The sequence below is a fragment of the Bacillus sp. 7705b genome (assembly GCF_002289525.1).
Classification (GTDB): Bacteria; Bacillota; Bacilli; order Bacillales; family Bacillaceae; genus Bacillus; species Bacillus halotolerans.
Genome location: NZ_NSDH01000005.1, coordinates 70,241 through 83,320, shown reverse-complemented (window position 1 = coordinate 83,320; position 13,080 = coordinate 70,241). Strand labels below are relative to the sequence as shown.

The 13,080-nt window shown below is 44.4% G+C and carries 14 protein-coding genes; 1 reads left to right on the top strand and 13 read right to left on the bottom strand.

Annotated features, from left to right (window positions below):
* Positions 1-110: 110 nt before the first annotated feature.
* From moaA to CJU60_RS02315, 9 genes are all read right to left on the bottom strand, one after another.
* Complete coding sequence (moaA, locus tag CJU60_RS02355; RefSeq protein WP_095712818.1) at positions 111-1,136, bottom strand: GTP 3',8-cyclase MoaA; 1,026 nt, start codon at positions 1,134-1,136, stop codon at positions 111-113.
* Positions 1,133-1,939 (bottom strand): formate dehydrogenase accessory sulfurtransferase FdhD, encoded by an 807-nt coding sequence (gene fdhD / locus CJU60_RS02350; protein ID WP_095712817.1) that lies wholly within the window; start codon positions 1,937-1,939, stop codon positions 1,133-1,135. The genes moaA and fdhD overlap by 4 nt, the downstream gene beginning before the upstream one ends.
* Before the next feature lie 100 nt (positions 1,940-2,039).
* On the bottom strand, positions 2,040-2,201 hold the full coding sequence (locus tag CJU60_RS02345) for a hypothetical protein (protein WP_010332220.1): 162 nt from the start codon (positions 2,199-2,201) through the stop codon (positions 2,040-2,042).
* 88 nt (positions 2,202-2,289) lie between these two features.
* Positions 2,290-2,964, bottom strand: coding sequence for a vWA domain-containing protein (locus CJU60_RS02340; RefSeq protein ID WP_095712833.1), 675 nt, complete (start codon positions 2,962-2,964; stop codon positions 2,290-2,292).
* A gap of 322 nt (positions 2,965-3,286) precedes the next feature.
* Positions 3,287-3,970 carry a vWA domain-containing protein gene (locus CJU60_RS02335; RefSeq protein WP_024123154.1) on the bottom strand — a complete coding sequence of 228 codons (684 nt, stop codon included), beginning with the start codon at positions 3,968-3,970 and terminating at the stop codon, positions 3,287-3,289.
* A gap of 424 nt (positions 3,971-4,394) precedes the next feature.
* Entirely contained in the window at positions 4,395-5,426 is a 1,032-nt protein-coding gene (gene spoIID / locus CJU60_RS02330; RefSeq protein WP_024123155.1) for a stage II sporulation protein D, read from the bottom strand.
* Positions 5,427-5,619: 193 nt separating this feature from the next.
* Positions 5,620-6,930 (bottom strand): UDP-N-acetylglucosamine 1-carboxyvinyltransferase, encoded by a 1,311-nt coding sequence (gene murA, locus CJU60_RS02325; RefSeq protein WP_024123156.1) that lies wholly within the window; start codon positions 6,928-6,930, stop codon positions 5,620-5,622.
* A gap of 33 nt (positions 6,931-6,963) precedes the next feature.
* Positions 6,964-7,704, bottom strand: coding sequence for a YwmB family TATA-box binding protein (locus CJU60_RS02320; protein ID WP_095712816.1), 741 nt, complete (start codon positions 7,702-7,704; stop codon positions 6,964-6,966).
* 142 nt (positions 7,705-7,846) lie between these two features.
* Positions 7,847-8,077 carry a DUF1146 family protein gene (locus CJU60_RS02315; RefSeq protein WP_024123158.1) on the bottom strand — a complete coding sequence of 77 codons (231 nt, stop codon included), beginning with the start codon at positions 8,075-8,077 and terminating at the stop codon, positions 7,847-7,849.
* A 177-nt stretch (positions 8,078-8,254) separates the two neighbouring features.
* On the opposite strand from CJU60_RS02315, the gene CJU60_RS02310 reads away from it, so the two are divergent.
* On the top strand, positions 8,255-8,728 hold the full coding sequence (locus CJU60_RS02310) for a hypothetical protein (protein ID WP_044159725.1): 474 nt from the start codon (positions 8,255-8,257) through the stop codon (positions 8,726-8,728).
* A gap of 34 nt (positions 8,729-8,762) precedes the next feature.
* Here CJU60_RS02310 and CJU60_RS02305 read toward each other — a convergent pair whose 3' ends face one another.
* From CJU60_RS02305 to atpA, 4 genes are all read right to left on the bottom strand, one after another.
* Positions 8,763-9,161, bottom strand: coding sequence for a F0F1 ATP synthase subunit epsilon (locus tag CJU60_RS02305; RefSeq protein ID WP_010332228.1), 399 nt, complete (start codon positions 9,159-9,161; stop codon positions 8,763-8,765).
* 23 nt (positions 9,162-9,184) lie between these two features.
* Complete coding sequence (gene atpD, locus CJU60_RS02300) at positions 9,185-10,606, bottom strand: F0F1 ATP synthase subunit beta (RefSeq protein ID WP_024123162.1); 1,422 nt, start codon at positions 10,604-10,606, stop codon at positions 9,185-9,187.
* 25 nt (positions 10,607-10,631) lie between these two features.
* The gene (gene atpG / locus CJU60_RS02295; RefSeq protein WP_010332230.1) at positions 10,632-11,492 is read right to left on the bottom strand and encodes an ATP synthase F1 subunit gamma; all 861 of its coding nucleotides are present in this window, start codon (positions 11,490-11,492) and stop codon (positions 10,632-10,634) included.
* A 76-nt stretch (positions 11,493-11,568) separates the two neighbouring features.
* The gene (gene atpA / locus CJU60_RS02290; protein WP_044159727.1) at positions 11,569-13,077 is read right to left on the bottom strand and encodes a F0F1 ATP synthase subunit alpha; all 1,509 of its coding nucleotides are present in this window, start codon (positions 13,075-13,077) and stop codon (positions 11,569-11,571) included.
* Positions 13,078-13,080 lie beyond the last annotated feature (3 nt).

Sequence of the window (13,080 nt, the reverse complement as noted above, 5' to 3'; positions counted from 1 at the left end):
CCTATCCTTATATTTTTCGGTTTCTGATTGGATTTTTTGCACTTTTTGGCGCATTACAGTTTTTGACACAAAAAAAGCTTACCGGACTTAGCCGATAAGCTTTTATCATATTAACCGCCAATATAAGACATTTCCACTTTCTTTTTGCCCGCTGTTTTTGAAAGAGTCCGGTCAACTGAATATTGGTCTATCCGATTCTTCCACACTGTGCCGATCATCGCTGTCAGTTCGCCATCACTTAATCCCTGCCGAACCGGCGCTCTGAGGTCATATCCGCTTGAAGCGAACAGGCAAGTAAACAACTCACCGCGCGCAGACAGGCGTGCCCTGTTACACGAGCCGCAGAACGCATCAGATACAGAAGAAATTACGCCGATTTCGCCAGATCCGTCCAAGTAGCGAAACCTTGAAGCAACTTCCCCTTTATAGTTAGGCGCGATCGGTTCAACCGGCATGTGTTCATTGATTACATCAATGATTTCCGCCTTTGTCATGACGTCTTTCTTTTCCCATTGGTTGGTGTTGCCGACGTCCATAAATTCGATGAATCTCAAGATATGCCCTTTTTCTTTAAAATAGCGCGCCATAGGCAGGATATCTTTTTCATTGACGCCCCTTTGGACGACCATGTTGATTTTAACGCCGAGCCCTGCTTGTTTCGCCGCTTCAATGCCTTCAAGCACCTTGCTGACAGAAACCCCTCGCCCGTTGATCATTTTAAAGCGTTCGTCTTCTAATGAATCAAGGCTGATGGTCACCCGTTTTAAACCGGCTTCTTTGAGCTTGTCGGCATAAACAGGCAGCAGCGACCCGTTTGTCGTCATCGCAATATCACGTAAACCTGGAATACGGGCCAGTTTTTTAATTAATTCGGGCATGTCCTTTCTCATGAGCGGCTCTCCGCCGGTCAAGCGGATTTTCTCCACTCCGAACCTGGTGACAAACAGCGCCGCAAGCCGTTCCAATTCCTCAAATGAAAGCAGCTCCTCTTTCTTTAAAAAAGGATAATCCGGGCCGAATAATTCGGCGGGCATACAGTACGTGCATCGGAAGTTGCAGCGGTCTGTAACAGAAATGCGAAGGTCTCTGAGCGGTCTGTTCCTTTTATCTAACATCTGGCGAGATTCTGTATTCATTGCTGCAGCCCCTCCTGTCCCCCAATTCTCTCGGGATGTGTATATACATTAAAAGATCCGTTTCTCACAAATCCGATCGCTGTAATATTTAATTCTTCCGCCATTTGAATCGCAAGCTCCGTCGGGGCCGATTTTGAAATCACAATCGACACGCCGATTTTTGCCGCTTTTAACAGCACTTCTGATGAGATTCTGCCGCTGAAGACAATCAGTTTATCGCGAACAGACATCCCATTCAGCAGACAATGTCCGTATAATTTATCAAGCGCGTTGTGACGGCCGATATCTGTGCGCATCAAAAGCACTTTCTCCGTATCGCAAAGCGCCGCATTATGTACGCCTCCCGTCTCCTGAAACATCCCGCTTTCTTTTTGCATATCCTTCATAAGCGCCAAACAAGTTTCAGGCGAAATCTTCATTTGACTGACAGCCGTCTTGGCGGTTTTGACATCCTGCTGAAAATAAAAATGGCGGCCCTTTCCGCAGCACGAGCCGATCACCCGTTTCGTATATTCCTGTTGATTCAATGTCTCAGGATGAATGAGATCGACATACACAAAACCGAGACTTTCATCTATTGTAAACCTTTTAATCTCTTTTTGAAATCGAATAACACCCTCAGATGCGAGAAATCCGATGACAAGCTCTTTGATATGCTCCGGCGTGCAAACGAGCGTGACAAACTCACTGCCGTTCACCATCACCGTCAACGGATATTCTGTCACCATCCGGTCGGTTTGCCTGCTCATTTCCCCTTGTTCATAACGCCATATCTCCCTGACCGCAGTTACTTTATCGTTCAATGTCTCTTCCCCTCCGCAATGTTCCTGCCTTTATATTTTTTCACACTCCTCAGATTTTGTCGAATCCTGTTATAAAAAAAAGAGCCCATTCTAAAGGACTCTACGTTTGGTTATGCTGATTCTTTTTCAGGATCATAAACAGCACAAGAGCTGCGATCAAAGTGAGCATGCTGACAAAAAAGAAAGCTGCCAGTTTCAGAAAAACACCGAGCAATATGAAAACCACGGCGGCTATAAGAAATATCAGTCCTAACAATCTCATGTTTTCCACCCCTTTACGGGTATCATTCCCGCCGGCCCTGTTTTTAAACCAATAGAAAAAGGCGCCTGGGGAGCGCCTTTTCATTCGGTTACTCAGTAAATTTTTGTGCTTCTTTTTCCCAGGCCTGCTCGAATTCTTCCGCGCTGTCAGCTGAAATATATTCTCCGCCGCCAGCAACAGCCGCCTGTTGCATTTCTGCGTTTCCTTTCACATCAAAGTTGAAGCCGATAATATTTACAATCGTATCTACATTCGCTTCACGAAGCTTTTCAATTTCATCAGCAGGATTTCCGCCGCATGTTTCTTCACCGTCAGTGATTAAATACACCACGTTTTTCCCGTCTGCATCAAACGCTTCAAATTCTTTTCTTGTATCAGAAAGCGCTTTGGCAATTGGCGTCCAGCCGGTCGGTTTGATGCCGCTTAATGAATGGTCAAAGAGCGTTCCTTCATATGGATGAAGGCCGTAAATCGTTTCTGTTGTGCTGCATGAAAGAGCCTTTCCGGAAAGTTTATTGTTTCCCGCATGTCCAAAGACGCGAAGCATCAGATTTGTATCCTCAGGAAGCAGCTCGGCAAAAGACTTTACAGATTTTTTGGCAATGTCTATCTTTCGTTCTCCTCCTGTTTTTTGAACCATACTTCCGCTTCCATCAAACAGGACAGCTACATTCGTGTCGGTTTTTTTCTCAGCGGCAAAAGACGGTGACGCAATGGAGACAGTCAACAGTCCAATAATACCGGCAGTCAGTAATTTTTTCATGTTCAACTTCCTTTCTTTATCATATTTTCCAACCATTTGTTGGATTCTTCTTTATGCTAGAATATGAAACCACAAAATGATATAGGGCAAGCTGCCTTTTATCTCCCTTTCACTTTCTATTCAAAATCACCGGAAACCTCAATATTTTTTAGCTATTTTCACCCAAAAAATATAGAAAGAATGTGACACCATTCATTCTTTCTTCTCCGTGATCAGGAGAGAAAAGCTGAAATCTGCTACTATGCTACAGGCGGGCAGCTGCTTACTTTTGAACGTTTTGTTAAAAACAAAAAAGAGGCTGACCTTTCAGCCTCTTTTTTTCTTATTTAGATAACATCAGTGATTGCTGAGTGAAAATTTTCTCAACATCTTTTTGCGTATAAGCAGGGAAATATTCTCCGCCGCCGACTTTAGCAATTGCGTTCAGCTGGCCTTTATACCCTTCTTTATAGTCAAATCCAATCACATTTACTGTGATGTTGTCTTTATGAAGTTCTTTTGCTGTTTTGATCGGGTTGCCGCCGCATGTTTCCTCACCGTCTGTTAGCAGGTAAACGACTTTTTCTCCTTTTGCATCAAGCTGATCGAAAGAAGATTTTGCCTCGTTCAGCGCTTTTGCGATCGGTGTCCAGCCAGTCGGCCCGATTGTGTTAAGAGAATTGAGGAAGCTCTGTTCGTTAAAGCTTTGGAAGCCGTATACGTTGCGAATGGCTTCGCATGATTGAACTTTTCCGGAATTCTTATTGTTTCCTTCTGAACCAAACACACTCATTTTCACTTGAGTGTCCGCAGGCAGTGAGCTTGCAAACTTTGAAATTTCTTTTTTGGCTGAATTAAATTTAGATACACCGTCTATTCTTTTCGCCATGCTTCCGCTGGCATCAAGCAAAACCGCCACGTTCGCCGGAGCTTCAGCCTTCGGTTCTGTTTTTTCAGCAGCAAAAGCAGGTGACGTCAGTCCAAATAGCAATCCTGTCATCATGATCAGTGAAAATCTTTTCTTCATGTTCGTGCCCCTTTTCAAGTTTGTTTCTGCGTGCAGATGTTCAACGCTGAACATAACTAATCGTAATCGACAAAAACAGAGAAATAAATAGGGCGGGCTTCCCCATTGCCGCTGTTTACTTTTGCATAGAAACCTTTGTTTTTATTAGTGATTTCCGCCTAACAGCAAAATGAAAAATCATGATTGTCAGCCTTTCGCCTTTCGTTATATGAGTCTGTCGAAGTCTGTCGATCAATGTGGATTACTTTACCACAATCTCAGTGTCAGCAAATATGAAAAAGGAACTGATTCCCTCATCATCATATAGGCTATAAAATACGCAGGAGGCCTTTAGAAGGTCTTTAACCGCTCTTACATAAAAATAGACTAAGGAACAGAATATACGCTTAAAAACGGCAAAAAAGACGCTTTATGAAGCGTCTTTTTATTTCTTCGCCATATATTTATTTAAAAACGAATCGGCGGTTGAAACCTGTGTTCCTTGATAATAGTACTTCACAATCTCATCAACTGTTTTGCCCTCTTTCGCCATAAAATTGGCTCCATACTGGCTCATTCCCACACCGTGTCCAAAGCCTTTTGTGGTAATGGTAATGGTGTCTCCGTTTCGTTTCCATTCAAAATCAGCTGAATTGAGGCCTAGCTTTTCGCGTATGTCCCTTCCTTTCAGCGTCTTGCCGTTAATGACGGCTGTTGCCACCTGATGGCCCGGTGTCTCTCCGGTAATTTTTCCGACTGTATTTGACCCATTCAGCTGGACGCCAAGCTTTTGTTCAAATTGCGCCACTGTAAAGGTTTTGGTGGCCTTATACTTCGGAGACTTTTTATCCCAAGAGCTTTTGACGCTTTTTAAATAAGGAATGGCACTTGTCCAATATGCTTCCGCATTTTCTGTATAACCGTTGCTTGTGGAGAAAAAGGAGGCTTCAATCGGCTGGTTGTTGTACGTTAAGATTTTGCCTTGCGTACTGGCAACCGCATCTGTGATTTTTTTCAGCTTTGCTTCATAATCTGCGCCCCACTGATTCTTCAGCTCCGCTTTGCTTTTGTACACCTGGAACATCTGAGTATCATCCACCAGCGAGCCTTTAGGGGCCTCTACTGCAGAATTTGAAACCATCAGTCTGACAATAAACGTTCTTGCGGCGAGAGCCTGAGCCTTCAGCGCTTCAGGTTCAAAGGTAGCCGGCATTTCGGAGGCGACGACTCCGATGACATACTCTTCAAGCGGAATATCTTCTACGGATTGATTGGCGGTTCGATAGACTGGAATAGAAACAGGCGATGCTTTCAATGTTTCCGCTCCTTTTGATTCTTGTATCGTGTTGACTGCTGTCTTTCCTGATTCTCCTCTGGCCCCGGCTTCTTTATTATGCTGAAACGGGATCACTAAGAGTGTGGGGACCAAGAGAATCAATGCACATAGTACGGATAGTGTGATTGCGAATTGTTTCATATTCAGCTGCCTCCTGCTCGGGATTCGACTCTAGTCTAGTCTATGGGCAGGGACAAGCTAATATGACTCTCCTTTTGGACAGAAACTTTATTTGTCATTTACGTATTCTTTTTTGCTATTTTGCGCATAATGATGATAATACACTAAAAATAAAAAACCAGTATGCCAGAATGACATACTGATTTTCAATCCTTTATGCGTTTAAGTCTGAGACAACTTCTTTGCTTTCTTGCTCAGAAGCAGACTCATCGTTTACACGTTCGATGTCTGCGCCAAGACCGGCAAGCTTCTGATGGAAATCAACATAACCGCGGTCTAAGTGTTTCAGTTCAGTAACACGTGTATGACCTTCAGCCACTAACCCCGCAAGAATCAACGCTGCGCCTGCACGCAAGTCAGTAGCTGCAACTTCAGCTCCTTGAAGCTGTACAGGGCCGTTAATAATCACAGAACGACCTTCAATCTTGATATCACCATTCATACGGCGGAATTCTTCCGCATGCATAAAACGGTTTTCAAAAACAGTTTCCGTAATCATGCTTGTGCCGCTTGCACGAAGCAGAAGCGCCATCATTTGTGACTGCATATCAGTCGGGAATCCAGGGTGAGGCATTGTTTTAATGTCGATCGGTTTCAGTTCTTTCGGACCGATCACACGAAGGCCTTCTCCTTCATCCTTAATCGTAACACCCATCTCTTCCATTTTTGCGATTAAAGAAGTGAGGTGTTCAGGAACCGCTCCTTTAACTAAAACATTTCCTTCAGTGATTGCAGCGGCAACCATGAATGTGCCCGCTTCAATACGGTCAGGTATAATATGGTGTCTTACGCCGTGAAGCTTGTCGACTCCTTCAATTTTAATGGTGCCGGTGCCCGCTCCGCGGATTTTTCCGCCCATGCCGTTGATATAGTTTGCTAAATCAACGATTTCAGGCTCTTTCGCCACGTTCTCAAGCGTTGTTGTTCCTTCAGCTAGAGCAGCTGCCATAATCAGGTTTTCTGTTGCTCCCACACTTGGGAAATCCAGATAGATTTTTGCGCCTTGCAGACGGCCTTTTACTTCAGCTTCAATGAAGCCATTACCGACTTTAATTTCTGCGCCCATTGCTTCAAAACCTTTTAAATGCTGGTCTATTGGTCTAGATCCAATTGCGCATCCGCCCGGAAGCGCTACTCTTGCATGACCTGTACGCGCAAGAAGCGGCCCCATGACAAGCACAGACGCACGCATTTTACGCACATATTCAAAAGGTGCTTCAGTTTGCAAAGCGTATGAAGCATTTACAGTGACTTCATTATTCTCAAAATGCACATCTGCTCCTAAATGACGCAACACTTCATTAATTGTATATACATCGGAGAGCGTAGGTACATCACAAATTACGCTTTTTTCTTCACTTGCTAATAAAGATGCAGCGATAACTGGTAAAACGGCATTTTTAGCGCCTTCAACTTTGACTGTGCCGTTTAACTTTTGACCGCCGCGGACGATGATTTTTTCCAAGGTATTCCCCTCCGCGTCCCTAAATTCTCTATATTAATATTCAGTCGTAACGATTGGTGTGCCAACCGTAACGATATGTTTTCCGCCCATTCCTGCACTTCTAAGTGCAATTTGCAAATTCATTTTATGTTCTGAGGTCATGATAGACTCTTTCCACTCATCTGTATACGCAGAAATAGAAACGAAACTTGGCTCAACTACATGTTCAACAGATCTTGCTTGAAATTCATTTAATAACTGATTTGCTTTTTTTTGCAAAACAATATTCATATTATCATCTAAATGACCATTTAGACAAGTAAAAATAACTACTTTTTCTTGGAATATCCCGAGTGCCTGCCGTTCAAACTGTTCATATGTATCATTCCAGCTAATCGGTGTCTCAAGACTCATTTGCTCATATAATAAATACGAAGTTGGGTTGTGTTTTTTGAGGGTTGTGACAAGCTGCAGTTTAAAAGAAGTAAGATTTTTTTTGTCAGTATACGTGCCAATGGCCTTTACTATTTGGTCTTCCTGTGCAAGTGCCCAATTATATTGACGATACTCTGATTTTAAACGTTGCACTTTTTGATAAAATTCTTTTTCGGTCAGAGACATATTTTGTTTTGCATGCAAAGTCCACTTATCAATTGACACATTCTGGCGTTCCATTCCCTCTGCAATTTGTGCTAATGGCGTTAACTCACTCGCATGAATCGTATGGAAAACAGCAATGACGAAACTTAATACAACAGATACAATAATAGCATAGCTTACTTGTTTTTTCTTCATTATGATCTCTCCCCCTAATCTCCAGTTTTACCGGAGGCAAGGGGTGCCATACGTGGAATTCTTCGTCAAAACTCGCGTGATTACAGGAAGCGATTTAACCCGCTTCCCCAGCCATTCCCATGTTTTCGGCAATCAAAACCTATCAAAATAAATAGGGAAGCTGCTGTGAATAATTAAGGTAATCCAAAAAGAAGTTTCCGACAGTCGTTCCGATTGCAATGGTCAGCAAAATCATTAGAAGTCTTGCCTGCAGGACTTTGCCTTTTCTGATTAACGGATCAATATTGACGGCTTGAAGCGCCCACCAAGTGACCGCGATAAAAATCAAGTGAACGATAATGCCAATTGCAGCCTGCTGTCCCAATACGCTCATCTATACGCACTCCTTTCATCCATTCTCCGCTTTATACCCTTTCTTATTATATAAGAAGAAGAGATAAAGATGATACATTTTATACAGAACGGAATATTCATCCAAAACTAGGGCTAATCCCCGCTTAAACAGCGGCTCTTTTGCATGGTATACTTTTTTGGAAAGGAGCTGGCAATTATGAATCATTCATTTTTTCAGCCTGAAAAGCAATATGGTGAGGACTTGCCTGTATTTGAGCAGGAATGGGAAGCAATTGCATTCTATTATGATTATAGACAGTCACAGATTGAAGAACTGAATGAATTGTGTCAGTTTTATAACATTTCTCTCACCCAAACGAGAGAAAGCCTCGAAGAGCTTGAACACCTTTATTTTCAAAGCATACAAGAGCTTTTGCTTGCTGATTGGAATCTTCCTATTGAAGAATTTGAGAAGATGATCAGTGTTTATCTTATAGATTGTGTGATTGCCCATCACGAAGATGCCGAATGGATCGTAAAGCCTTATCCGTATACAGACGGGGCTTATACAATGGGCTTTAGAAGACACCGTAAATCATGGCATACCGTGAATTGCTGTGATCGTTTATACTTGCGTCAAAAAGAGAGTCAGCCGCTGCTGTCACTGTTTGATTCTCTTGTGCAGTCATAAAAAAATCCTTCTCATGAAGAGAAGGATTTTTTTATTATTTCCCTGCTACATCCAATCTGTTCAAAGCCCGCTGTAATGCAAGCTCAGCCCGACGAATGTCAGTATCATCTGATTGAGAATTCAAACGCTCCTGCGCCCGCTGACGTGCAGCTTCTGCGCGCTCTTTATCGATGCCTTCCGCTGTCTCAGCAGTTTGGGCAAGGATGGTCACCTGATCAGGACGAACTTCTATAAATCCGCCGCTGACGGCAACCAATTCAGTCTGTCCGTCTTTTTTCAGACGAACAGCGCCGATTTTAAGAGGAGCCACGGTTGGAATATGACCTGGCAAAATACCGAGATCGCCGCTTTCGGCTCTCACACTCACCATTTCGATATTCGCATCGTATACTGGGCCGTCGGGAGTAACGATATTGACTTGAACGGTCTTCATGCTTTTACCCTCCTAGGACCAGTTTAAACTTCTACACCCATTTCTTTTGCTTTCTCAATAACTTCTTCGATACGGCCTACAAGACGGAACGCATCTTCAGGAAGATGGTCGTATTTGCCGGCTAAGATTTCTTTGAAACCTTGAACCGTTTCTTTTACAGGCACGTAAGAACCTTTTTGTCCAGTGAACTGTTCAGCCACGTGGAAGTTTTGAGAAAGGAAGAACTGAATGCGGCGTGCGCGTTGAACGACAAGTTTATCTTCGTCACTCAATTCATCCATACCGAGAATCGCAATGATATCCTGAAGCTCTTTGTAACGCTGAAGCGTTGATTGCACTTCACGGGCTACCGCATAATGCTCTTCTCCGACAATTTCTGGAGCAAGGGCGCGTGATGTAGAAGCCAACGGATCAACCGCAGGGTAGATACCCATCTCAGTTAACTTACGCTCAAGGTTTGTTGTCGCATCCAAGTGAGCGAACGTCGTTGCCGGCGCCGGGTCAGTGTAGTCATCGGCAGGCACGTAGATCGCCTGGATAGATGTAACGGATCCAACGTTTGTAGACGTGATACGCTCTTGAAGCTGACCCATTTCAGTTGCAAGCGTCGGCTGATAACCAACCGCAGAAGGCATACGGCCGAGAAGGGCAGAAACCTCTGAACCCGCTTGTGTGAAACGGAAGATGTTATCGATGAAGAACAGTACGTCCTGTCCTTGCTCATCACGGAAATGCTCAGCCATTGTAAGACCTGTCAGTGCAACACGCATACGTGCGCCCGGCGGCTCGTTCATTTGTCCGAATACCATGGCTGTTTTGTTGATTACGCCAGAGTCGCTCATCTCGTAGAAAAGGTCGTTCCCTTCACGAGTACGCTCTCCTACGCCGGCGAATACAGAGATACCGCCGTGCTCTTGCGCGATGTTGTTGATCAATTCCTGGATTAATACGGTTTTACCTACACCGGCACCGCCGAACAATCCGATCTTACCGCCCTTGATGTATGGAGCAAGCAAGTCAACAACTTTAATTCCTGTTTCAAGGATTTCAACTTCTGTTGAAAGCTGATCAAATGAAGGAGCCTGTCTGTGAATCGGGTCTTTCTTCGCATCCGCAGGAACCGGCTCATTTAAATCAATATTTTCTCCGAGTACGTTAAATACACGGCCGAGTGTCACATTACCAACCGGAACTGAAATCGGCGCTCCCATATCGACAGCTTCCATTCCGCGCTGAACACCATCCGTAGATGCCATTGCGATTGTACGGACTGTGTCATCGCCTAAATGAAGAGCGACCTCAAGCGTCAAATCAATACCTACTTCGTTTTCACTTCCAGCCGGCTGTGAAATTTTAATCGCATTATATATTTCAGGTAAGTGACCGTCTTCAAAACGTACGTCGACAACTGGTCCTAATACCTGGCTAACGCGTCCTTTCTTCATCGCTATCCCTCCTGACAAAATCTTTCTATTCTAAAGCGGCTGCTCCGCCGACAATTTCCGTAATTTCTTGTGTGATCGCTGCTTGGCGAGCGCGGTTGTAAGAAAGCGAAAGTGAATCGATAAGATCCTTCGCATTGTCTGTCGCGTTTTTCATCGCCGTCATTCTTGCAGCATGTTCACTTGCTTTACTGTCAAGAAGCGCACCGAAGATTAAGCTTTCTGCGTATTGAGGAAGCAAAACCTCCAGAACCTCCTCTTCAGACGGTTCAAATTCATAAGACGCCGTTCTTTTTCCGCCGCCGCCCAAATCAGATAGCGGCAGAAGTTTTTTCTCCGTCACTTCTTGAGAAATGGCGCTGACATAATGGTTATATACAAGGTGCAATTCATCAAATGCACCGTCTATAAACATTTGAATCGTTTGACGGGCAAGGTCCTTAATTTCTGAAAACGACACTTCGTCTCCAAGTCCTGTTAACTCAGAAATGATCGGAATGTCGCGTTTTTTAAAGAAATCACGGCCCACTCGTCCGATAACGATCACTGCATACTCATCCTTAGACTGATGACGTTCTTGAATGGCCTGATAAGCACTTCGTAAAACCGAACTGTTAAAAGCGCCAGCAAGACCGCGGTCAGATGTAATGACGAGGTATGCCGTCTTTTTCACTTCTCTGCTGAGAAGCATCGGATGTTTCGCGCTGCCGGATACTTTTCCGACATTTGATACAACCTCTTGGATCTTATCCATATATGGCACAAATGATTTTGCATTGTTTTCAGCACGATTCAGCTTAGCTGCAGATACCATCTGCATGGCTTTTGTAATCTGGCTCGTTTTTTTCGTTGACGTGATCCTTGACTTAATATCGCGTAATGAGGCCAAAGATTTCACCACCTTTTCTCTTCATTTGCGTAAAAAGAGAGAAAAAGAGAACCTTTTTCTCTCATCAGCATTCGAGTTAGTTGCTTGGTGCAAATGTGCGTTTGAAGCCTTCGATTGCAGCTGCGAAGTCTTCATCAGCAGGAAGGTTCCCTGTTTTCGCAATTCCGTCAAGCAGCTCTTTATGGTTTTGGTCAAGGTACATGTAGTACTCTTCTTCAAAACGTCTGATGTCCGCTACAGGAATATCATCAAGATATCCTTTTGTCAGCGCATAAAGAATGGCTACCTGTTTTTCAACCGGAAGCGGCTTGTTCAGATCCTGCTTCAGCACTTCAACTGTACGCGCACCGCGGTTCAGTTTCGCCTGAGTCGCTTGGTCGAGGTCAGATCCGAATTGAGCGAATGCTTCCAGCTCACGGTATGATGCAAGATCAAGACGCAATGTTCCTGATACTTTTTTCATCGCTTTGATTTGCGCGGAACCGCCGACACGTGATACAGACAATCCGGCGTTGATCGCTGGGCGTACGCCTGAGAAGAACAAATCAGATTGCAGGAAGATCTGTCCGTCGGTGATGGAAATAACGTTTGTCGGGATATACGCTGAGATATCTCCGGCTTGAGTTTCTACGAACGGCAGAGCTGTAATTGATCCTGCGCCTTTCGCGTCGCTAAGCTTTGCTGCACGCTCAAGCAGACGGGAATGAAGATAGAATACATCCCCCGGGAACGCTTCACGGCCTGGCGGACGGCGAAGAAGCAAGGACAGCTCACGGTAAGCAGCCGCTTGTTTAGAAAGATCATCGTATACAACAAGAACGTGCTTGCCATTGTACATAAATTCTTCTGCCATTGTAACCCCTGCATACGGAGCAAGGTACAGAAGCGGTGCCGGCTGTGACGCAGACGCCGTTACAACAATTGTATAATCAAGCGCGCCGTGCTTACGCAATGTTTCTACTACGCCGCGGACTGTAGATTCTTTTTGACCGATCGCTACATATACGCAGATCATGTCTTGGTCTTTTTGGTTTAAGATCGAATCGATCGCAACAGATGTTTTACCTGTTTGACGGTCACCGATGATCAGCTCACGCTGGCCGCGTCCGATCGGAATCAGTGCATCAATTGCTTTAATACCAGTTTGAAGCGGTTCATGAACGGATTTACGGTCCATAACACCAGGTGCCTGGCTTTCGATCGGACGTGTTTTGCTTGTGAGGATCGGGCCAAGTCCGTCCACCGGCTGACCTAACGGGTTCACAATACGGCCGATTAATTCTTCACCGACAGGAACCTCCATGATGCGGCCTGTTCTTTTTACTTCGTCCCCTTCACGGATCTCTGTGTAAGGTCCTAAGATAACGATACCTACGTTTGATTCTTCAAGGTTTTGAGCCATACCCAAAACGCCGTTTGAAAATTCAACAAGTTCACCGGCCATACAGTTGTCAAGACCGTGTACACGAGCGATACCGTCACCGACTTGGATGACTGTACCTACGTCATGAACTTCAATTTCAGATTGATAATTTTGTATTTGCTGTTTTATCAGCGTGCTAATCTCTTCAGCTTTGATGCTCACTTA

Coding starts and splice junctions, on each gene's coding strand:
- spoIID (WP_024123155.1), bottom strand. CDS start 5,426: ATGAAACAATTCGCAATCACACTATCCGTACTATGTGCATTGATTCTC.
- atpD (WP_024123162.1), bottom strand. CDS start 10,606: ATGAAGAAAGGACGCGTTAGCCAGGTATTAGGACCAGTTGTCGACGTA.
- CJU60_RS02335 (WP_024123154.1), bottom strand. CDS start 3,970: ATGAAGAAAAGATTTTCACTGATCATGATGACAGGATTGCTATTTGGA.
- CJU60_RS02320 (WP_095712816.1), bottom strand. CDS start 7,704: ATGAAGAAAAAACAAGTAAGCTATGCTATTATTGTATCTGTTGTATTA.
- CJU60_RS02310 (WP_044159725.1), top strand. CDS start 8,255: ATGAATCATTCATTTTTTCAGCCTGAAAAGCAATATGGTGAGGACTTG.
- CJU60_RS02340 (WP_095712833.1), bottom strand. CDS start 2,964: ATGAAAAAATTACTGACTGCCGGTATTATTGGACTGTTGACTGTCTCC.
- CJU60_RS02345 (WP_010332220.1), bottom strand. CDS start 2,201: ATGAGATTGTTAGGACTGATATTTCTTATAGCCGCCGTGGTTTTCATA.
- CJU60_RS02315 (WP_024123158.1), bottom strand. CDS start 8,077: ATGAGCGTATTGGGACAGCAGGCTGCAATTGGCATTATCGTTCACTTG.
- moaA (WP_095712818.1), bottom strand. CDS start 1,136: ATGAATACAGAATCTCGCCAGATGTTAGATAAAAGGAACAGACCGCTC.
- CJU60_RS02305 (WP_010332228.1), bottom strand. CDS start 9,161: ATGAAGACCGTTCAAGTCAATATCGTTACTCCCGACGGCCCAGTATAC.